This is a genomic window from Vibrio sp. 661 (assembly GCF_033339315.1).
In the GTDB taxonomy this organism is placed as follows: Bacteria; Pseudomonadota; Gammaproteobacteria; order Enterobacterales; family Vibrionaceae; genus Vibrio; species Vibrio alginolyticus.
Window position 1 is genome coordinate 33,678 of record NZ_JAWOUJ010000005.1, and the last position, 22,197, is coordinate 55,874.

Annotated in this window: 16 protein-coding genes; 8 read left to right on the forward strand and 8 right to left on the reverse strand. The window is 45.2% G+C overall.

Features of this window, described 5'->3' with window-relative positions; genetic code table 11:
* Positions 1-105 precede the first annotated feature (105 nt).
* Entirely contained in the window at positions 106-816 is a 711-nt protein-coding gene (locus R7P69_RS11860; protein WP_206970717.1) for a hypothetical protein, read from the reverse strand.
* Between the two features lie 86 nt (positions 817-902).
* Positions 903-3,359 carry an EAL domain-containing protein gene (locus tag R7P69_RS11865; RefSeq protein WP_206970718.1) on the reverse strand — a complete coding sequence of 819 codons (2,457 nt, stop codon included), beginning with the start codon at positions 3,357-3,359 and terminating at the stop codon, positions 903-905.
* A gap of 425 nt (positions 3,360-3,784) precedes the next feature.
* Between R7P69_RS11865 and R7P69_RS11870 the strand changes: the two genes are divergently transcribed.
* From R7P69_RS11870 to R7P69_RS11885, 4 genes are all read left to right on the forward strand, one after another.
* Complete coding sequence (locus tag R7P69_RS11870) at positions 3,785-6,118, forward strand: YgiQ family radical SAM protein (RefSeq protein WP_064368606.1); 2,334 nt, start codon at positions 3,785-3,787, stop codon at positions 6,116-6,118.
* Positions 6,119-6,380: 262 nt separating this feature from the next.
* Positions 6,381-9,887, forward strand: a complete 3,507-nt coding sequence (locus R7P69_RS11875) for a T6SS effector BTH_I2691 family protein (protein ID WP_206970719.1) — start codon at positions 6,381-6,383, stop codon at positions 9,885-9,887.
* Between the two features lie 3 nt (positions 9,888-9,890).
* Complete coding sequence (locus R7P69_RS11880; protein ID WP_138940436.1) at positions 9,891-10,838, forward strand: hypothetical protein; 948 nt, start codon at positions 9,891-9,893, stop codon at positions 10,836-10,838.
* Positions 10,839-10,841: 3 nt separating this feature from the next.
* A complete protein-coding gene (locus R7P69_RS11885; RefSeq protein ID WP_206953372.1) occupies positions 10,842-11,786 on the forward strand; it encodes a hypothetical protein in 945 nt (314 codons plus the stop codon).
* A 127-nt stretch (positions 11,787-11,913) separates the two neighbouring features.
* Here the strand turns inward: R7P69_RS11885 and R7P69_RS11890 are convergent, their stop codons facing one another.
* Genes R7P69_RS11890 through R7P69_RS11900 form a run of 3 tightly spaced genes read right to left on the reverse strand, consistent with a single transcriptional unit; the run spans position 11,914 to position 14,790 of the window.
* On the reverse strand, positions 11,914-12,336 hold the full coding sequence (locus tag R7P69_RS11890) for a GtrA family protein (protein ID WP_033905699.1): 423 nt from the start codon (positions 12,334-12,336) through the stop codon (positions 11,914-11,916).
* A 4-nt stretch (positions 12,337-12,340) separates the two neighbouring features.
* Positions 12,341-13,747, reverse strand: coding sequence for an ArnT family glycosyltransferase (locus tag R7P69_RS11895; RefSeq protein WP_033905700.1), 1,407 nt, complete (start codon positions 13,745-13,747; stop codon positions 12,341-12,343).
* Between the two features lie 2 nt (positions 13,748-13,749).
* Entirely contained in the window at positions 13,750-14,790 is a 1,041-nt protein-coding gene (locus R7P69_RS11900; RefSeq protein WP_238952028.1) for a glycosyltransferase family 2 protein, read from the reverse strand.
* Between the two features lie 152 nt (positions 14,791-14,942).
* On the opposite strand from R7P69_RS11900, the gene R7P69_RS11905 reads away from it, so the two are divergent.
* Both R7P69_RS11905 and R7P69_RS11910 read left to right on the forward strand, forming a co-directional pair.
* The gene (locus R7P69_RS11905) at positions 14,943-15,620 is read left to right on the forward strand and encodes a response regulator transcription factor (protein ID WP_054574770.1); all 678 of its coding nucleotides are present in this window, start codon (positions 14,943-14,945) and stop codon (positions 15,618-15,620) included.
* Positions 15,617-16,915 carry a sensor histidine kinase gene (locus R7P69_RS11910; RefSeq protein ID WP_054574771.1) on the forward strand — a complete coding sequence of 433 codons (1,299 nt, stop codon included), beginning with the start codon at positions 15,617-15,619 and terminating at the stop codon, positions 16,913-16,915. The genes R7P69_RS11905 and R7P69_RS11910 overlap by 4 nt, the downstream gene beginning before the upstream one ends.
* Before the next feature lie 96 nt (positions 16,916-17,011).
* On the opposite strand, the gene R7P69_RS11915 is transcribed toward R7P69_RS11910, so the two are convergent.
* A complete protein-coding gene (locus R7P69_RS11915; RefSeq protein WP_054574772.1) occupies positions 17,012-18,250 on the reverse strand; it encodes a leucine-rich repeat-containing protein kinase family protein in 1,239 nt (412 codons plus the stop codon).
* 280 nt (positions 18,251-18,530) lie between these two features.
* Between R7P69_RS11915 and R7P69_RS11920 the strand changes: the two genes are divergently transcribed.
* A complete protein-coding gene (locus R7P69_RS11920) occupies positions 18,531-19,427 on the forward strand; it encodes a 1-aminocyclopropane-1-carboxylate deaminase/D-cysteine desulfhydrase (RefSeq protein ID WP_031810409.1) in 897 nt (298 codons plus the stop codon).
* Positions 19,428-19,475: 48 nt separating this feature from the next.
* On the opposite strand, the gene R7P69_RS11925 is transcribed toward R7P69_RS11920, so the two are convergent.
* Both R7P69_RS11925 and R7P69_RS11930 read right to left on the reverse strand, forming a co-directional pair.
* A complete protein-coding gene (locus R7P69_RS11925) occupies positions 19,476-20,018 on the reverse strand; it encodes a hydrolase (RefSeq protein WP_054574773.1) in 543 nt (180 codons plus the stop codon).
* A 150-nt stretch (positions 20,019-20,168) separates the two neighbouring features.
* Complete coding sequence (locus R7P69_RS11930) at positions 20,169-21,029, reverse strand: LysR family transcriptional regulator (protein WP_054574774.1); 861 nt, start codon at positions 21,027-21,029, stop codon at positions 20,169-20,171.
* A gap of 99 nt (positions 21,030-21,128) precedes the next feature.
* Here R7P69_RS11930 and R7P69_RS11935 point away from each other — a divergent pair, with 99 nt between their 5' ends.
* Entirely contained in the window at positions 21,129-22,193 is a 1,065-nt protein-coding gene (locus tag R7P69_RS11935; RefSeq protein ID WP_054574775.1) for an HlyD family secretion protein, read from the forward strand.
* Positions 22,194-22,197 lie beyond the last annotated feature (4 nt).

Consider the following 22,197-nt stretch of genomic DNA (forward strand, 5'->3'; position numbering starts at 1 on the left):
CACGCGAATTTAAAGTGAGTGAGATCTAAAACGTGATCACCTTATACCCAAGCATCAAGAAAGCACTTGGATATAAGCCGTCTAACTTTGTCTTTAGAGTAGAGGTCAAGCCGCGAGAGAGAATAAACCTTGCAGGCTCGTCATCGACGCGAGTGCTAGCAACAAAGCTACGCTCAGTTGCACCTTTTCTGGTTTCTTATGCGTAAAAATATGCCAACACCACACGATAATTGAAGAAATTAGCATAGCTAAAGACAGCAAGATTGGCTGTGTTGCAGCGTTCAGTGCAGCTTCATTTAACTGGTAAGAAGCAAACAACGTTGCGATGACTAATAGCATTCCAGACACAATGCCAGTAACTGGTAAAATGCGGTGAAATGCCTGTAATCTGCTGCGAGCTATCGTAAGTAGCAATTGAGAAAATGACGCCCCAAGGAAAAATATCATTAGCGCCATCGCTATCGATGCTGGCCAGCTTGATTGCTCAAATACCTGAATACTTACATACGCAAAGGCCAAACCATTCGCTAAATGCATCGCCCATAGTGGCCCTTTTTCACGCGTTTTCTTGGTTTGAACCTGAGAATAGAAGTAGAAACTAGCAAACACGATCATAAATGCTTCAATGCGAAGTGACGCAACAGCGAGCCACAATACAGCTACTGCTGGCAACATTTTATGAAGACGTCCTCGCTGACCAGGACAAATATCGCCCTTGATTAGAAGCAAAGTCAGTAGCGCTTGTGCGCCAAATAGCATCGGAGGGAAAGTAACCAGCAATTGTTGAATCATGTTGAATGCACGCTCAAAAGTCATTTTGGGGGGCGATAATATCAAATCAACTATCGCCAAACCACCGAAAGTCGGCCCCCAAATGAGCTAAAACGGTAAGACAATTTTATTCACAGAGAAGCAAGATACTTCAACGCGTCTTCCTGCGTTAAAACTCCACGGTACTCTTCTTTGGTATTACACAATACCCAAGGGAAACGAATGCCGGTTTTAACCAACTCTCGAATAACAGAGACAGGTAAATCCTCATCAACCAACACAAATTCGGTGCTCATTATCTGATTAACAGGACGTTTCCAAATTCGGCTTTCTCGTTCAGTTTCTCGCTCTGTGCCCATCGAAGGTGTTAGGTGTAAATTCACCGTCTCTTTCGTAATTAACCCAACACAACGATTTTCATTGAGAACAACTAAAGGCGAGCTTGGATTCAAATTCATGTACTCCACTGCCAAGGAGAGCGGTTCTCCAGGGTCCATAGACCTGACTTGTTCATGGCTCAAAGATTGCAACACATCACTTTGCTTAGGCTCAATCGCGATGTCAGAGAACAGATGCTCATAACTGTCCGCTTTATCCATCAAATCGACAGGCACGGCAGCAGAAAATAGAAAGCCCTGCATGTAATCGACACCGATTTCTGCCAATACTTGAAGTTCTTGCTTAGATTCCACGCCTTCAGCAACCACTTTTACATTCATTTGCTGTGCAAGCTCGGTGACCATTTTCACAATGTTATAGCTGGTGCTCCCTTTATGAATGTTCTTGATGAATTTTCGGTCTATTTTCAGTAAATCAAACTGCCCTTTTTCTAGATAAGAAAAAGAAGAATACCCAGTACCGAAGTCATCAATCGCGATCTCAATGCCCTCTTTCCGCACTTCCTCTAGAGCTCGAGTATGCTCCTCATCTTGTTCAAAATACGCGGTTTCTGTTAGCTCGATAGTTACTCGCTTAGGGTCTACACCACTGGCTTTAATCAAATCATGCGACCGCTGAAGGATCTGAAGAGAATCCAATTTCGTATTGAGGGAGCGATTGATGGTCACGCCCACTTCCTCGCCATAAATTTCTTGTAAGCGCGGAAAGTGCTTCAACGCAGCTTGGCAGACCACATCATCAAGTGCCGCTATGAGTTCTAGATCTTCAATAATAGCGATCATCTTTTGCGTACAATACGCATCATTTTCATCATAGAAGCGTGCGAGAGCCTCGAACTTAACCACTCTTCCGGTTTGAACGTCGATAATCGGTTGAAAGTAAACGTCCACTAGCCCACTCTCTATTTGCGCCTCCAAAAACGCCTCGAGATGTTGGCGCTTCACTAATTCAGAGTGAAGTTCACTGTCGTAAAAGTTGAAATAGCTGCCTTCACCGGAAATAGAGGACAACATCGCTTGCGCTGCATGTGCTAGCGCTTGTCTTGGTCGGTTCGTATCATAGCCAAGGATTGACACACCAGTTTGGCCTTTAACGATAGTGGCATGCATTTTTGTGCCCATTTCATTTCTAAGCTCATTAAAGAACCCTTTCATGGCAATTTGGATCAAACGAACCGGGCTCAACCATTGACAATGAGGGGTCTGCAAGCATACGACAAACACATCCCGAGATAACTGCCCCGCAATACTGGTGTAGCGACTTCGCATAATAAAATCTGCAAAACCTAATTGCTGTTCAAGCAAGTATCTCTCCGAAAACTTGGGTCTGAGTGTCATAACAATGTTGAGTTCTTTATTTCTGCTTTCATTCGCTAAGTTCGCTAATTGGAGTTCAAATTCTTTCCTCGTTGGTAAAAAGGCAGCCCAATCATGCTGTTGTTCACAACGATTTTTCATCCACAACAACGAAGCAGAAATATCCGTAGAAAATCCGAGATAGAGAATTCGTCCAGAATGAAACGTAAGTCGGTAAATACAAAGATGATGAGCTTGGTTGCTACCGTTTGCTGTTTTGCTCAGCAAGTTACCACACCAACATCCTTCATCATTAATTTGCTGCCACAGCTGATCATAAAACGCTTGGCTATGGTGAGAGGTACTGAAAATATGAGTTTTAAGCCCAACCAGATCTCGGTTTTGATAGCCCATTTGTAACTCAAAGGCACGGTTACAACCTAAGATGCGCGTATCTTCATCGGCAACTAAAACGCCTACATTTGGCAAATCAAAAATCGTTTCGAGAATTTTCGCTAACTCCTCGCAACCAGTGATTGTTAATTGCGGAATGATAGTGCCTTGGATAATGCGCTTATTGAGCCTTTCAAAACTAATAGTAACGTGCACTAAGTTAACGTTTTTTAGCATCATGCAACAAGAAAACCGCCCCCGTCCGCCAAAGAGTTCCACTTCTAGAATTCGTTGTTTTAGCGTTTCTTGTTGCCCCATCAGCATATGATCAAACAAGTTATTTAGGCTGGTTACTGGCGTACTTATCCCAAATGCCTTTGCCATTCCTTGCTGATCACATTCGAACTCGCGAGTATCAATATCGTAAGACCACTCTATAACAGGAGTTAGACTGGAAGTCGTTTGCATTTTTGGATGCACTGTTGTCGTAGATTCACTCATACCCTAGCCCCTTTTTTTGTAATTAGCCCAAGGCTCAAAATTCACAGTCAATTCGCGACATTCCAGTTGGGACCTGCCGATCCTCTTTATAGATGGATTGTGTCAACGATAAGCCTATCGACTTAGAACTATTTCCAGAGCAGCTCAGCCTTTTGCATTTAATATGCACTAATTTGATTATAGGCTTTACCCCATATAAGCACACCATTGCTTATGCTTTGTATTAAGATTGCGACATTTTTCATGAACCGATCTATAACCATGAGGCTTTCAAGGTGAAATTAGACAGAAAATCGCCGATAGAGCATTGATATTTTTACAAACCAAATAAAACTCGATGAACTAAGCTTGAATAGATGAGTTTGTTATAGATACCTGATAATCAAATCGCTATAATTCGCGCTCCCTGGAACAGAGAGCAAAATATGACCAATAACATCACTCCTATTCATGAGTACAAAAAATACTGGGCAGAGTGTTTTGGTACGGCACCTTTCTTGCCGACCAGTCGCAAAGAAATGGATGCCCTAGGATGGGATAGCTGTGACATTATCATTGTAACCGGTGACGCTTATGTGGATCACCCAAGCTTTGGTATGGCTATCATTGGCCGCCTGCTAGAAGCACAAGGTTTCCGTGTCGGTATCATTGCTCAACCAGAATGGCAAAATAAAGATGCGTTCATGCAACTTGGTAAGCCAAATCTGTTCTTCGGGATCACTGCGGGTAACATGGACTCCATGATCAACCGTTACACCGCGGATAAAAAGCTTCGTCACGATGACGCGTACACACCGAATAACGAAGGTGGTAAACGCCCAGACCGAGCAACGTTGGTTTACTCTCAACGTTGTCGTGAGGCATACAAAGAAGTACCTATTGTTTTAGGTGGTATCGAAGCTAGCCTACGCCGTGTGGCACACTACGATTACTGGTCAGATAAAGTTCGCCGTTCTGTACTGTTTGATGCAAAAGCAGACATCCTACTTTTTGGTAACGCAGAGCGCGCACTTGTCGAAGTAGCACATCGCATCGCAAACGGCGAAGACATCAGCACCATGACCAATATTCGTGGTACTGCCGTGAACTTGCCAGCGGCGCCAGAAGGCTACACGGTTATTGATTCTTCTCGCATTGAAAAACCTCGTAAAGAAGCGTTCGTACCAAAGAACCCATACGAAGTAGAAACTCAGTGTGAAACTAAAAAAGACGAGCCAGTTGCACAACCAATCACAATTCGCCCATCACGCCACGATGCTGCGACGACTGCGGTCCGTTTACCTTCGTTTGAAAAGCTAAGAAACGATCGCATTCTTTATGCGCATGCAAGCCGTGTACTGCATTTAGAAACGAACCCGTACTCTGGTCGAGCGTTACTTCAAAGCCATGGTGATCGTGAACTTTGGGTAAACCAAGCTCCAATTCCATTGACGACCGAAGAGATGGACTTTGTGTTTGGCCTGCCTTACGCGCGTGTTCCTCATCCTATGTACGGCAAAGCAAAAATTCCTGCGTACGACATGATCAAGACGTCTGTGAACATCATGCGTGGTTGCTTTGGTGGCTGTTCTTTCTGTTCGATTACCGAGCATGAAGGTCGAATCATTCAAAACCGTTCGAAAGAGTCTATCATCAACGAGATTGAAGAAATTCGCGACAAAGTTCCGGGCTTTACCGGCACAATTTCCGATCTTGGTGGCCCGACTGCAAACATGTACCGCCTGGGCTGTAAAGATCCAAAAGCGGAAGCGAACTGTCGTCGTCCTTCTTGTGTATTCCCGGGCATCTGTAACAAGCTAAACACAGACCACAAACACACGATCGATTTATACCGCGAAGCGCGTAAAGTTGAAGGCGTGAAGAAAGTGATGGTTGCATCTGGCGTACGTTACGACCTTGCGATTGAATCACCAGAATACGTGAAAGAGCTCGTGACTCACCACGTAGGCGGTTACTTAAAGATTGCACCGGAACATACTGAGAAAGGTCCTCTTGATCTGATGATGAAGCCAGGCATGGGTACGTACGATCGCTTTAAAGAGATGTTCGAGAAATACAGTGCAGAAGCAGGCAAGAAGCAGTACTTAATCCCTTATTTTATCTCTGCGCACCCAGGCACAGAAGACGAAGACATGCTGAACCTTGCTCTGTGGCTGAAAAAGAACAACTTCGAATGTGACCAAGTACAAAACTTCTACCCTTCGCCAATGTGTAACGCAACGTCGATGTACTACTCAGAGACAAACCCTCTGAAACGCGTGAAGTACAAAAAACGTGAAGATGTACCTGTAGCAAAAGGTGAACGTCAACGTCGCCTGCATAAAGCGCTGTTGCGTTATCACGATCCAGCAAACTGGCCAATGATCCGTGAAGCCCTAGTCAGTATGGGTAAAAAACATTTGATCGGTGACAAACAAGGCTGTCTCGTTCCTGCAGAAGACATTGAAGCACAAACACCAGCGCAACGTCGTAAATCTGGTCGTCACGGGGCAAACCGCTTTGCAACCAAACATACCAAAAACCAACCAGGCTTCGGTGGTCATTTGAACAAACGTTCTGAAGGCGGTTCAAAAGATGGTAAACCATCTGGCAACCGTAACGGTTCGGGTAAAGCTACAGGTGGTCAACGCCCTGCAAGCAACGGCCAACGTCCTAGCGGCAACGGTGCAAACCGCCCTGCAGGTAGCAAGCCGCAAGGCCAAGGTCGCCCACAAGGACAAGGCAAACCAGCTGGTCAACGTAAACCAAAGCGTCGCTAACTCTTTAGCACTTAAATACTAGAAAGGGCTCCAGAGGTAACTCTGGAGCCCTTTTGTTTTGTCGGCTCATTGAGGCATCACTCACAACTCAAACTTTGATTCAATCAATACAAAAAATGGTAAACACCAACCAACTTATTGGAAAAACAAACAATTATTTGATTGACGCAAAACCATAAAAATCTAACTCATTGATTTTTAATCACTTTATTTTGGTGCGATATTTGCGTAACAGAGTAAAACTCTTAAACATGGGCTAACGATGAATAATCCACTTCCCCCAAAAACTTCTATGTTCTGGTATGACAACAGCTATACCTATGAGGAGGCCGTTCAGGCATTTGAAAGCGATGGTACACTGAAATCGCTGAATATCGTTCCAACCACGGAATCCGATGATCTTGCTGGCTCCCCCCCAGAGCGCAGTATGTTTTGGGAGGGAGAAACAAAAAAAATCGATCCGCCACCGCCGTCTGAACCAGAACCTCTCAATTTAAAAACTGAGAAAGAAGCAACGGAAGCATCACCTGCGCACTTTATCCCAGTCCGCTATGCCATCGATCAGCTAGAAACAGAAGAGACACAACCTTTTGGTTTGCCTGAAGAATGGAAAGGCCAAGGCCCAGCCAAACTCAATACCGTTGGTTACACCCTGCGTCAACTGCGCGACGGTTGGCTGTATGTCTATGATGCAATCAACAAAAGCTTAGACGAATACGAAATCAAAGGAACGCAATTCACGCTCTATAAGTTGGGAGAATCAGAAAGCCCAAAATCAGAGCAGCGTGGGACACCACAAGATGCAAAACCCTTCCTTACTTACATCAACGGAAGCGTACTATCGATTTGCTTCTCTGAGCACCGGTGGACATGGCACACGTTCATGCGCGTACTTAACAATCCGAGTAATCATATCGATCGCATGCAAACCATTGTTCTGTCCTCAAACGAGAATCAGCACAACATTGCACCAATAGATAAGTTAACCCAAGTCGCTGATATTGAATCTTCTGCCGTCGATGATGGTCGCTTTGCGGATTCTGGCATCGCCACCAAAGCAGATGAAGATGGTTCTGTCTTTAAACCTGTCGCAGTCAAAAGCGATTTAACCTCTGCGATTCCAGAAGAAGAATCAGGCTACTTCGTCGCGATAAAAGATTACGCCGCAGACATTCAAGATATGTCACTGCATTTTGTTGGTGCCGCAAGCCCTTACCGCCTTTTCACTGACCAGTTTTCAAACCAGTGGAACTTGATGCAGACCGCCATGCAACTGTGTATGTTTGGTGCAAGTGACGAGATAGACATGCCAGCTAGCGTTAAGCGTAACGGCGAAGAGCTGTCGTTTTATACCGACATGGCTGACTATTATGACTCTTCTCACCAACTTGATTTGGCAGAGCAGAACAAAAGCTCAGTTCAGTCCGGCTATCCTGCTAAATTTTCCGCTGGAGCGATTGAATCACACCAACATACCCAAAGTGACATTGCTAAAGCGATACAGGACAAATATCGAATTTCTGCGAGCCGTTTTGGTAAATACGAACAATGGATAGCGACTGAACGCTGGCGTCAGCAGCTCAACTGGAAGCAAATGCTGAGCGAGATGCAAGAGCTGTCAGAACAAAAAGAAACCATGCTAGCCCAAGTGGTTTCGGTCAAACGCGACTTTATCGCAGTAATGGAGTCCTTAACACCTCATCATCTTGAGAGAACCTTCGACCTATACAGCGAAGACACGCAGTACAGCTTGTATCAACTGCACAAGCAAGCGGTTGAGTCATTTACTTTGGTGATGCAAGAAGAAGACCGCCAATGGGCAGAAAGCCAATGGGAGAAACCAACCAGTTTACTAGCTCTCTATGCCTCTGGGTTTAGTCGTAGTTTATTTAAAGTGATGGAGAAGAATATTACTGAGGCGCAGAATGAACAGTCGATCGTCTCAGACAATCCTGAACCTGATAATCAGTTGATGGACCAGATATCTGATACCAGCAACCGCGTGAATATGTACTCTAAGATCATGGACTTTGTTTCCAACCCAAACACTGCGGAAACAGCCTTTCTCAAAGATATCGCCAAAGGTTTCCAAGAGCTGGATATTATTTTTAAATCTGCAATAGGTGCGCTTGCAAAAGGCGTTGTAGAGTTTGGTGTTAGCATGACCTCACAAGTATCAATTTCGCTGATGCCTGTTTTCGCTAAACCTCTGAACCGTCATAGCTATTATTTATTTGCCGTTATTGCAGAACATATGGCACACAATATGCCCGTAACAATAAAAGAAGGTTACGCTCACGATTTTAAAAAATGGAAAACACGCGTAAGTGATTATCTGATTAAGCTCGAAAAAAACGATGCAATCATTGCTGACTTCCAGAAAAATAACCGCAAAGCTGACTCTAAATACACAACAGCTTTAAAAAATAAAAAGACTATTAAGAAGGCTCTCGCTGTAGCTACATTGGAGTACCCGCAGTACATTGAGTTACCTGATGATCTACCTCAAAGAACCATCGAGCTTAGAACGCGGATCGTGATGAATAAGCTCAATGATTTGAATAAACTGTTCGAGAATGCCGGTGGTCTAGGCTTTCTGGCATTAGTATTTAACTGCATCGCGCTTGGTGATGCCATGAGCAGTATCCAAGACACTGGATTAATGTCCTCAGATGAATTTTTGGATATCCAACAAAAGCTTTTTTATACAGTCAACGCTTGGACGGGTATTCGCACCGGTAAACTTTGGGACAACGTAAGAGTAGATAAAACGCTACGAGCACGTTCTTTATCTGCCCTAAAAGAAATGGCGAAACGTGATACCACAATACCTATTTCTTCTTTGAGTGATCTTAAAATTTTCAACAAATGGCTTGCGGTAACAGGAATAATAGGTGCTTTAGCTTCAGGGATAGAAGCTTACCGGTCGTTACAACAACTTGATAGTTTGAATGGCACTGCAAAAATTGCGGGATACTTCAACTTTTCTTCTTTAGTTGGACTTACAGCAGTAGGGACCTTTCAAGCTGTAGGAGGAATAACTGGCGTATGGTCAGCAAACGTTCTTTTCGGTGGGCCAATCATGTTTGTCATTATGGGGCTAACTGCAATTTACCTTTTGAGCAACTATGTAATGAGCAAGTTCAAACAAGACGATTTTCAAAAATGGTTAGATAAATTACCGTGGGGATATAATTCCGCCAGAGCACAATGGAGTCAGTCTCCAGATCTGTTAGAACGAGAAAAACACAACTCTTCATTAGTACAAAAGGCACTATTTGATTTACAAACCATCATAGATAAACCATCAATCTACCAAGTGCCAATGATGCGGGTTGTTCCCAATTCATCAACGCAATACCCATCAGCAATGCAGGAGCTGTTTGGTATTGAGTTGCATATCCAAGTTCCTACCAAAATAGCAAGAGATGGAATTAAACTTCGGACAAATACTTCTGTAACTAAGGGAGAATTGATATCAGGAACTTGGTACACCGGAGTAGATCTAGAAACCTTGAATAGCCCGATGAACTCCGCAAACTCTCAAAGCGTGTATAAATTGAGTTTACCTATGAAAGACTCAGCTGACTATCTAGCATTTGAGATAGAATACATCCTCGATGATGAAAACGAATTAAGCCGTAAGTACTGGTTCCAAAATAATGCAAAACAGCGTGCAACTTATACGGCGATTTCAGACAATACTAAACAAGCAACGATCAGAAGTTCATTAACTTCAGATACTAGTGAACTTAGCTTACAGGAGTAACCCTTGGCTTATTTACCTTTTTACATCACGCCAGACGAGTTTTCGGCTTATCAAGAAGAACAAGAGCAACAAATTCTAAAAGGGAAAGAGCTCACAACCTGGCACAAGCACGATATTGAAGAGCCTTTTCGATACTTATACTTATCAATTGCTATAGCCGCAGTCAGCCCGTTATTTTTCCTGACCTACTTTCTCCACGATAGTAGTCAGATGCTCTTGACCTACATATTATCAGGCTTAACGATAATCATGTCCGGTGTTTCTTATCTTACATTTGGTTTAGACAATCGTTATGACTACACCATATCCGAGCAAGGCATGGTCTTGAGAAAGAGACGTGATCTCCCTACTTGGGTGAACTCAGCAGCGCAAGTGATGGGTTGGTTTGGAGCAGTAGTCTGCGTATTTATGGTAATCGCAGTAGGACCAATGGCTCTAGTCGGTGCTGGTGGATTTATTTTAGTTTCATTTCGCATGCTGAAGCGCCAACCTGAAGAAGAAACTGAAGTACGAGTGGGGCTTCGCAAAGATTCATTGTTTGCTCAATACAACAAACAGCGAAAACTCATTGTGATTTATCACAAATTTGACGACTGCTATTTCTTTGACATTGAGCATAAAGAAGTCAGTCGAAACCAAACTCGTGGTCGAAGTTATATATTTTGCAAAACTGAATCAGAAGTGAATTACTTGTTGAAGTTGTTAGTTAACAAGTGGAACATCGAATGCTCTGAAGAAAACAATATTAAACAGCTTTTCAATACAGACCTAATGTACGAAAAACTTCAAGATGTTCCAGTAAGAGGAACTAAATATCTACTAAGCGAAGTAGATAGCCTGAGAAATAAGAATGCCACATTACCCGAACTAAAATACTTGCGTGGTGACTTATGGCTAAGCGAAGCGGAAATCGACCAGCGCAAAGCAGAACTGAATACAACCAAGGAGTAACCCTTGGCATATTCACCATTTTACGTCACCCCAGAAGAATTAGCAGTTTATCAAGAAGCGCAAGAGCAAGAAATACTCGCAGGCGATAATGTCAGAACATGGCACAAGTATGATGTAGAGGAACCATTTCGCTATTACTTTAAACTTTTTGCGCTTCCCTTTGTGATCGCCCCATTCCTATTAACTTTGTTTATACACACGAGTGACACGGTTGGCGTAACTATTTTTTCTTTTATTTTATCGGTGATGGTGTCTGGTGCCTTTTACCTTACGATTGGCCTCGACTATCGCTATGACTATATTTTTTCTGACAAAGGCTTTGTGATGAAGAAACGTCGCAACATGCCTAAGTGGGTGAATACCGCCACGCAAGCCGTTGGCTGGATAGGTGCAGTGGTATGTGTGGTGATGGTAGCGATGGTTGGCCCGATGGCGTTAGTAGGTGCAGGTGCTTTTATATTAGTCTCCTTTAAAATGCTTAAACGCCAACCAGATGAACCAACAGAAGTGAGAATCGGAGAGCGTGAGGATTGGCTGTTTGCGGACTACAATAAAAAAAGGAAAGTGATCCAGTTCTATTTTAAGCATGACATATGCAGATATCGAGATACTGCTCATAAGACTATCTTTCGCTCACAAGATAGATCAGATTGTTATGTTTTCTTTAAAACTGAAGCGGATTTAGAATCCATGGTCACACAACTGTCAGAGGTCTACAAACTGGATTGTAAAGAGGTCGATGATCATAAAAAGCTGTTTGAAGCAAAGCCAGAATCAAGGCTCTTTAGTATTCCAGTTTGTAGTAGAGAATATCAAACCGAAGAGGTATTTGATTTAAGGGCGTCAAATGCCCCACTTCCTGAGCGTGAATACCTTTACAACGGCAAGTGGCAAACGGAATCTGAAATCGAACAATCAAAATCTGAACTAACGGCAGCCAAGGTATAAACCTTGGCTTATTTACCTTTTTACATCCCCCATGAAAAGCTTTAGGTTTACTCTGATGTACAAAAAGAAAAATTGGTTCAAATAACGAATTTTTAACTCGAGGATAGGAGAGTAAGCCCGAACCTTTCTATCCTCTACTAAACACCCATTTTGCACTGAGCAAATAATTGCTCACCATGCCTGCCAATATGCCTAAGCTCAAAGCCAAATAGACCATCAACCCTTGCGTTCCTAGGGCGAGCGTTACGCCTTTGAACACAATAAAGTTCGGCAAAGCACTGATACAGGCACTCGCCATAAATTTTTGCCATTGAGCGAAAGGGTTGGTTTTTTCTGCTTGAGAGAAAGTCAGCCAGCGATTGCCAAGCCAAGTCGTGGTTGCTGCAAACAAAAATGCTATCCCACGAGCCAGCATCAGATCCAGACCAAACCAATGGAACAACACAGAAAAGATAAGGGTGTCGACCATAAAGCCGACACCACCTACTAGAGCAAACCTTGTTAACGAAGCAAACCTTTCCAGCGAAGCAAATTTTGGTAATTTGCGCATTCCGTTACCCAACCACACAAGTGTAGAGTGAGCGTTTCGATTTTGCTGTGAACTCATTGGTACAACTCAACGCATTTTCATGAATCATGCTATCCACTTGCTGCGATTTACCAATCAGGTGGAATTTCTTCAGATTGTTTAAGTCATTCTTATCTTCAAGCTTTTTCGCCTGACCATGACTATAGAACTGACCTGAGAACGGGCGCTTACCAATGTAGAAGACCGGAGCGTTGTCATTAATTTGCGCGAAGATGATGCGATCGCTGCGGCTATCTGCTTTGCCCATATTCAAAACCAACATCGCAATCATAAGCAGGGCTGGCAACACCGCTGCCGTTCCGGTCAGCCATTTGAAATCGTGTTTATCCACCAGCATTGCAATCAAGATACCCAATGCAGGCACACCCGGTAGCACGTAAGCAGGCAAAATATTCCCAGCCATGGTGAACAAGATCATTGGTGAAATCAGCCAACACATCAGGAAGCTAAATAGACCTTGATGATCCGTTTCAATGGCTTTGAGTACCTTACGACGTTTCCATGCCAAGATAGGCAATACAATTGACCAAGGCGCAGCCGATTGCAGCCAGAATACCCAGATCATCCCACGTGGTTGATCATGAGCAGAGCCATACAGGTCCCCTTCCCAACCGCTGACAACAAAACGCTTAAAGTGCTCGCCAACAATAAAGTAATCAATAAATCCAGGCGTCGCCATTTCAGCCATGATGTACCAAGGTAGAGCAATCGCCAGCATGAGCGCCACCCCCAACACAATTGGAAAACGCTGCCACAAGGCTTTGAAGGCACCGAAGAAACCATGCTGAATCACAAGCCAAGGAAACACTGCGATGCCCATGATCACGATCGCCACCGGACCTTTTGCTAACAGCCCGCAAGCCAAGCCAAAGAAACCGAGATAACCCCACAATCGGCTGTGTTTGTCTTTGCCAAGCCAGCAGTAGTAAAAGCCGACCATCGCCATGGTCATTGCCAATGTCAGTGCCATGTCTGTCATCACTGCACCCGCCGCAATTGAAAAGATGCCACACGTCGCCAATACCAACGCTGCGATGACTGCGTTAAAGCCAGCGCGATGCGCCATGGCTGCAACAAAAATAATAGTCGCGACACCCGCCAACCAATGAGGCGCGCGCACTGCGAATTCATTCAATCCAAACAACTCAATGCCGTAAGCACTCATCCACGTGAACAGGGGTGGCTTCCCCCAAAAAGGCACGCCATAATCAAACTGTGGGGTAAGCCAATTGCCTGTTTCCACCATTAAGCGCGCCATTTCGCCGTAGCGGGCTTCGGTGGTGTCCATCAAAGGGTAAGCGGCAAGTGAAATAAGACGGAGTAAAAGAGCAAACGCCAACAACAACCACAGATGGGTTTTATTAATACTCATGATTACGCGGTTTCTCCCAGTTTAAACTTCATGGTTTGGATGGATTGATGTTTTGCAGGCTGCTCGTAAACAGACTGAACAAGATAAAGAGGACGTTGCTTGGTCTCGATAAAAATGCGGCCAATGTATTCGCCCAAAAGGCCAATCGACAGCAGTTGCACACCGCCCAATGCAAGTTGGACGACCATCATGGATGGGTAGCCAGTGACAGGCTCACCAAATACAACAGTTTTCATCACTATGAATGCGCCATAGATAAAGGCACTGAACGCCACCAATGCACCGGCAAGTGTCGCTAAACGCAAAGGACGAATGGAAAACGAGGTAATGCCGTCCATTGCAAGGCCAATCAGCTTGAGGTAGTTCCATTTGGTTTCACCACAGAAACGAGCGTCACGCTCAAACTGAACCGTCACTTGCTTGAAACCCGGCCAAGAAAAAATACCTTTCATGTATCGGTTACGTTCTGGCAGCGCATTGATGTGTTTGACCACTTTTGCGCTCAGTAGACGGAAATCGCCCACATTCTCAGGCACATCCAATTTCGCCATGCTATTCAGCACTTTGTAAAAGCAAGCGGCCGAGAAGCGTTTGAACCAAGTTTCGCCGTGGCGTTCACTGCGCTGCATGTTCACCACGTCATACCCTTCACGCCATTTTGATACCATTTGCGGGATTAACTCCGGCGGGTCTTGCAAGTCAGCATCAATCACGATCACCGCTTCACCTTGGCAGTGTTCCAGCCCCGCACTCATGGCGGACTCTTTGCCGAAGTTACGGCTTAGTGCAATACAACGAACGTCGCTAGAAGATTGAGAAAAGTTTTGCGCGATCATTAGGCTGTCGTCTTTGCTGCCGTCGTCGACATAGACGATTTCACAGCGTTCTGGCATTTCATCCAAAACGGCGGCTAAACGACGATGAAATTCAGGCAAGACTTCTTGCTCGTTAAAGAATGGCACCACAACAGACAAAACTGTTTTAGGCTCAGTGTGTTGGCTCACCTTTGAAAAGGTTACAGCGTGAATGTTGAAGGTTGACATGCTACTCTTCCACTAAATCCGATGAATGAATCCAGTCTACAAACATCAATGTGAAAGAGATGTTATTGACATCTTTTTCACGTCCTTAGTGAATAATGTTCGGTTAATACGAAATGTTATTTTCGAACACCTGCCCACTTGGAGAGAAATACATGAAACGCGTACTTTTAGTCGAAGATAATCGAGAAATCGCAGGCATGCTGTTCGATTATTTTGAGTGTGCAGGTATGGAACTCGATTATGCAGACAACGGCGAGCTCGGCCTGAAACTGGCGATGGAAAACACCTTCGACATCATCTTGCTCGACCTCATGCTGCCACGCATGGATGGCCTGACCATGTGTAATAAACTTCGCGACGAGGGCAACAACACACCGGTACTTATGCTGACGGCGCTCGATAGCCGTGACGATATGCTCAAAGGCTTCCAACACGGCGCCGATGACTATCTGACCAAACCTTTCGACTTGGATATTCTAGAAGCGCGTATGATGGCGCTGATCCGACGTTACCGTGGCACTGTCGCATCGAGTAAGTTGGAATATGGCGAAGTCTCTATCGACCAAAAAACGCGTAAAGCTTACCGCCAAGATAAACTGTTGGCGCTAAACCCTACCACTTACACCATTCTGGAAATGCTTGTGAAAAGCGCGCCAGACGTGGTGACACGTGAAGAAATCGCCTTCCAACTGTGGCAAGAGAACGAGCCGAACAACGACGTTCTGCGAAGCCACATTTACCAACTGCGTAACCAACTTGATAAGCCATTTGAACAACATGTGCTGATCACCGTACCGAAAGTTGGCTTCCGCTTGGAGACAAGTGCATGATCAATCGCTTACTTGCTAGCACGCAAAGCACACAAAGTATGACAGGGCGACTCGCTCTGTTTTTCTCTTTTGTGTCGGTCGTGATTGGCATCTTCTGCTTTTTGTTGATTACTGGCTCCCTGCTTTGGTCTGAAGACCGCGTGGGCGAGCGTCGTATTATGGTCGACAAAAAAGAAGCGATTGAACATTTCCAGTCTCATCCAGAGCAAGGCAGTATTCAGCTTGACCTGCTCACTACCGCATACAACGACATCTCATTGGTTGCCGAGCGCTACCAAAAATACCTAATAGGTCAAAAGCACTTTCTTGATGAAGTAGAAGACGGTGAATACTCGCGCATGGTTTACATGAGTACTTACACCTACAAAGGCGTTGAACATCCCGTGATTCTGGTTTCCTTGATTGATGAAATCGAGATCACCTCAGAGGAATTCATTCTCGTCGTCGCTATGGTGCTCTCCATTGTCGCCGTATTGGTGTTCCTGTTTGGTAGCCTGCTGCTGCGCTTATCGCAGCGCTTAATTGAACCCGTCAATGCGCTTAAAACCCAACTCGATCATCACCAAGGCGATGCCACGCAGACCTTTAGTGTGCCTGAGGGCTCGGCCAAAGAGTTCCAAACCCTTGCGGATGAGTTGAATGAGTACCGCCACAAAATCAACCAAGTCATCAAGCGCGAGCAAGCCTTTGCACGATACGCAAGCCATGAACTGCGTACACCGTTAACCGTGATGAAAGGCTCAAGCAGCTTACTGGCGAGAAGTGCGAACACGGATTTCCAAAACCGCCAAGTGAACCGAATTCAGGATGCAACGCAGCAGATGTCGACCATGGTGGATGCCCTACTCGGCTTAGTGCGTTACGAGCGTAATGCAGATGATTCACCAGTACGCAGCATCACCGAAGAAGAACTCAACCAAATCATCTTCCAAAGCCAAGCTCAGGCGGATGAGAAAGCACTCAGCTTTAATGTACAGATAGACGGCAACCCAAGAACGCGCGCGACCAATGCCGTGTTGACCATCATTCTTGGCAACCTGATTCGAAACGGCATCGCCGCGACACCATCGGGATCAATTCATATCAATATGGATGAAAACACCATCTCGGTGCGCGATGAAGGTGAAGGCTTTTCGACCATTCCACATTCTGATGGGCACGGATTAGGTTTGATGATTGTGGACGATTTGTGCCAACGCTATGGCTGGCAATTTAAGATTGGTACACATCCAGAAGGTGGTTGTGAGGCGGTGATTGATCTTACGTCAGAGCATCAAGAGGCTTGCTCAGAGTAACTTCCCCAGCGCCTAATTCAATTGAGAGGTATCGACTTTGCTCAGTATTAAAACGAGCAATTCGATACCTCTTTCTAATTTCAATTGTATGAAATCTTATGCGGCAAGCGCTGCTAGTCGATTGAATGCTTGCGATGCCGATTCCGACGCTTCACACACTGAAAACATATCTTCGATAAAGCACTTCAACGCTCTCGATTCAATGGTTCGGATTGCCGCTTGCTGCTCGTCCGATAAATAGCCGTAAATGCTCGCCGCACCAAAATCGCCGAAGATCATCTCACCTTGGTCATTCACCAAAGTATTGTGCGCATACAAATCGCCATGGCACACCTTGTTATCGTGCAGGTGATTAAATACGTCCACCATTTGCTCAACAATGTAATACACTTGCTCGACCGTCAGCGTAAACCCTTGTGGGAATGTATCTCGGGTGCAAGTTTCCAGCGTTGGCGGCAAGCCTAAGTTGTAGTAACTGTTTGGGATCAGCTCCATCACCAAGGCAAGCTCATTACCGTCATCCACCTGCGCGATGGATTTCACCAAGTTGTTGTGATGCCCGGCTTGCAAACATGCTTCCAGTTCATCATGTGGGTAGCCGTCACTGGTCACTTCGCCCTTGAACACTTTCACCGCAACTTCACTCGGAAAGTCGTATTGAGCGTCAGTCCAGTTAGCATGAGAAATCACGCCACTCGCACCTTGGCCAAGAACATGGTTAAGTGAGTAACTGTTTGTGGTCACTTTAGGTACGCTGTCTAGCGAAGATGGATGTTTACAGAATGGGTTACCTGCGAATGCAAACCATGCCAATTTAGGCAGCTTCATCAACACATCCGGGAAATGCTCTAACTGGTTTGCAGATAAACGAATCAATTCTAAATTGACCAAGTTTTCCATGCTGTTTGGCAGTTGTTTGATGCGATTGCCCGCCAAAGCAAGCTTTCTTAGGCGCGGTCTTTCACCCAGGCTGTTTGGCAGAACTTCAATCTCGTTGTTGGTCAGAATCAACCAACGTAACTGAGTTGGTAGTGAGGCTTCACTGACTACTTTGATCTTGTTGGTTTTAAACCCAACCATCTCAAGGTTTGGCAGCTTGCCCAACACCTCTGGCAGATGGGTGAACAGGTTGTTGGAAGCAAAGATGATTTTTAGCTTGGTCAGCTGTTCCAGTTCTGGTGGTAAATCTGACAGTGCGTTGCCAGATAAATCTAACACTTCAAGCGTTTCTGCAAGCTCTAAAATTTCCATAGGAAACTCAGTTAGCCCTTCCGCCAACTTCAGTTGTTTCGTTCCTACTAATTGTCCTGTTTTTAATTGTTCTAGAGTTTGCAAAACCAAGCCTTCTGATTGAATGGAAATAAGCGGAGTAGTGTACGTGGCTTGAGGGAGAAAGGCGAGACATGGGGTGGAATAGCATGGAATCAAAGCAACCAAAGGATAGAAGTGAAACCATTGCAATGGTATTACAGCACCGGTGAGTGCGAGTCAAAACATCAGGAATAACCGAAATGGAAGTCCTGAAACCCAGACTTTTTATCTGGGTTTAATGGCGTTACACTACGCGCCCTTTATAAATGGCAAAGGTGACACGGTTTATTCCGTCAGCATCGACATGAAACTCTCAGAAAGTCCTATCACCCAACATAGCTTTAATGGGCGCAAATTTTTCCTTAAACGTGACGACATGCTCCACTCCCACTTTTCTGGGAACAAAGCACGTAAGTTTATGACGTTAATGGAAGAGCAAAATCCCGACATCACCACGTTAATAAGCTTTGGCTCCGCTCAATCTAATGCCATGTACTCGCTAGCGGCTCTCGCCCAGATTAAAGGTTGGGCATTTGAGTTTTATGTTCATCACATTCCATCTTGGCTAAAAAGCTCCCCCATCGGAAACTATCGCGGCGCTCTCGATTTAGGTATGAAAATCACCGCCATGCAAGACATCGGTAGCGAACTCCACCCTAGTGAATACATCCACCAGGTACGAAGAGTAGATGAGTCGACATTGCTTATTCCAGAGGGTGGACGTTCCCACCTCGCTGAAGCGGGCATCAAACAGTTAGCACGAGAAATTCTTGATTGGACGCGATTGAGAGGTAAAGAGCAGTTTACGGTCGCCCTGCCATCAGGCACTGGCACGACCGCTTTATATCTTCATAAACATTTAAGCCCACACGGCATAGAAGTGCTAACTTGCCCTTGCGTAGGCGATGCAGATTACTTAACTGAACAGTTCAACCAGCTCGGTGAAAACAGCCACCCAACCATTTTAACCGTGCGCAACAAACACCATTTTGGTCGCTTGTACGAAGAAGATTACATCACATGGAAAGCACTCTTTGAGCAAACCGACCTCGAATTTGACCTGTTATACGACCCGTATATGTGGCAATGCCTCACCCCTTGGTTGGAAGAGAACACAGATAAAACGGTGATTTATATTCACCAAGGCGGGTTACTTGGCAACGAGTCGATGTTGCCAAGATATCAACGAGAATTTGAATAGCGTGTTCAAATAAAGTTGTTGCTGATTACAGTGATTACAGTGATTCCACTATTTGATGAGCGCCAGAATTTCTTTGAATTCAGGTGCTCGGCAATCTTCGACCATTTCATACAAACACATTTCTAGCCCAGTGAGCACCACACCGTTAGCGGTTAACTTCGCAAGAGCGAGCGCCTTATTGGCAGCGGTTCGGGAAGATACACAATCCGTGACTAATTCAACGCGATAACCGGACTGGCGCAGAGAAACCGCGGTTTGATAGACGCAAATGTGGGATTCAATACCGCAAACCAACCAGGTATCAACTTTCGCGTTCTCCACCGCGACGTTAAACGTCGCCTCTTTGCAACCATCAAACGTGTACTTGGTAATAGGTAAATGCGTGCTTTCAAGCACTTCACGAATCGGCTCCGCGGTTGGGCCCAATTTTTCTGGATTCTGTTCTAGCCACAGAATAGGCAAATCTAGTGCTTTGGCGCCCTTTACCAGTTTCGTGATATTTTCAATCAGAGCGTCACTTTCATGCATTAATGTAGCGAGTTTGCCCTGAACATCCACCACAATCAGGCCCGTGTTTCCTTTCGATAACATTTCCATCTCCTATCTTGTGCGACCACAAACCATACTCAACAAGTTGAGCAATAGTTAATGTATCAGAATCCTTTCATGTTAGAGCAATAAAACCTAGAAAGATGACCTTCGCTCACACATTTGCTCTTAGTTAAGAGTGGTTTGAACTGACTATTTAAATTTCTCTCGAATTAGCTCAATCAAGGCTTTGACTTTATTGGGCAGAAATAAGGCCGAGGGATAAATCAGAGTAAGATGCTGCTTCGGATGCGCAAATTGAGGCTGCACCTCGACCAACAAACCGTCTCTCAGTGCAGGCTTGGAATGAATTTGAGGAATAAACGCGATGCCGTTTCCTGCTATCGCCATCGAGCGCAGCAAGTTGAGGTCGTCCGAGCGCAACGCCACATGCAGATCTGAATCGAGCAAATCGGCATTGTAACGATTAGTTAAAAGGCGATGCTGCTTAAGATCTTCCACCGTTTTTACTGGCGGATGCGATTCTAGATAGGCTTTTGACGCAACAAAGTGACTACGATAAGGCAAAAGACTGAACTGCACATAGCTGTCATCGGTGACTCTGACCACGCTCGGAAGAAGCTGTAAATCAAACGATTGACGCTTGAGATCGACACTCTCTTGATGGTTTTCAATCTCGACCGAAATCTCCGGATACCGCGTTGTGTACTCGGTGATGATCGCGTTAAACGCGGCAGAGCTCATCAATGCGGAAGGAATGGCTAAACGCACCTTGCCCGTCAGTTCTTGTTGATATTCATGCATGGCATTTAAACCTTGCTGAATATAGTCAATAGGCTGCCCCACCAACTCAAACAAGCGTTTCCCGTGCTCCGTCAACTCAATGCTGCGTGTTGTGCGGATCAAAAGCTGTACCCCGAGCGATTTCTCTAATTCTTGCAGGCGACGGCTCACTTTTGAGCGTTGTAGTTGATTCGCCTCTGCCGCTGCACTTATACCGCCGTGAACCACCGTCTGAGTGAATAGGTAAATATCATCAAAACTAACGTTCATTGTCCTATTTTTAGGTCATTTATGTTCGTATTATCATTCTACTGAATTGTGAGTGACTTCTCTATAATCCGCTATCCAATATGTTTAACGGAACTTGTAATGACGGCTGACCAAAAATTCAAACACTGGATGCGAACTTTGATTGTCCTGTTCATCGTACTATTTTTGTACATTATCATTGCTGACCGCCACGCCCCCTTAACGACCGAAGGACGAGTGCAAGGATACGTTGTCCAAGTCGCACCCGAGGTATCTGGCAAAGTGAACGACGTTCTCATCGAAAATAACCAGTCCGTTCAAAAAGGCGATGTGTTGTTTACGATTGATGATCGTAAATACAAGATAGCGCTTGACCAGGCGGAGCTGTCTCTGCAATCCGCTTATGAAAAAGAAGCAACGCTGTATTCTCAACGCGAAGCCGCTCTTGCCAATATTGCCCGCGCACAAGCAACATTTGATAATGCACACCGCGAATACAACCGCTTACTGACGTTATCGAAGCAGAAAGTCATCTCTCAATCGACACTTGATAATGCCTTTGCCCAAAATCAGGTATCACGCGCAGCGCTTAAAGCGGAACGACAAAACTTAAAAGTCATTGAGGCGCAATTAGGCGATCAAAAAGGTCAAAGCACCGCCGTTCGAATTGCCAAAAACGGGATCGAAAAGGCGCAACTTGATTTGGCAAATACCGCAGTACTCGCTCCCAGTGATGGTGTCGTGACCAACCTGCAACTAGAAGTTGGCACGATGGCAAACACCAACATGCCATTGCTGACATTTGTACCAACAGGATCACTCTGGGTAGCCGCTGATTTTCGTGAAAAGTCCGTCGCGAACGTAGACAAGACTTTCCACGCCTTGGTCACATTTGATGCCAACCCAGGTTCGGTGTACGACTTTGATTTAGCTAGCCGCGATTACGGTGTAGCAGCCGCACAACAAACGCCTAATGGCGCACTAACCAAAGTGGAAGTGAACAACCGCTGGGTACGTGATGCGCAGCGTACACGAGTGAACCTAACCAGCAGCGAAGAGTTACCACCAGCACTGTTTGTCGGCTCTCGCGCTACCATTGTTTTGTACCCAGACAACAGCATTTTCTGGCAGTTGATGGCGCAAGCACAGATTCACCTCGCAAGCTGGTTCCACTTCATTTACTAGGCGG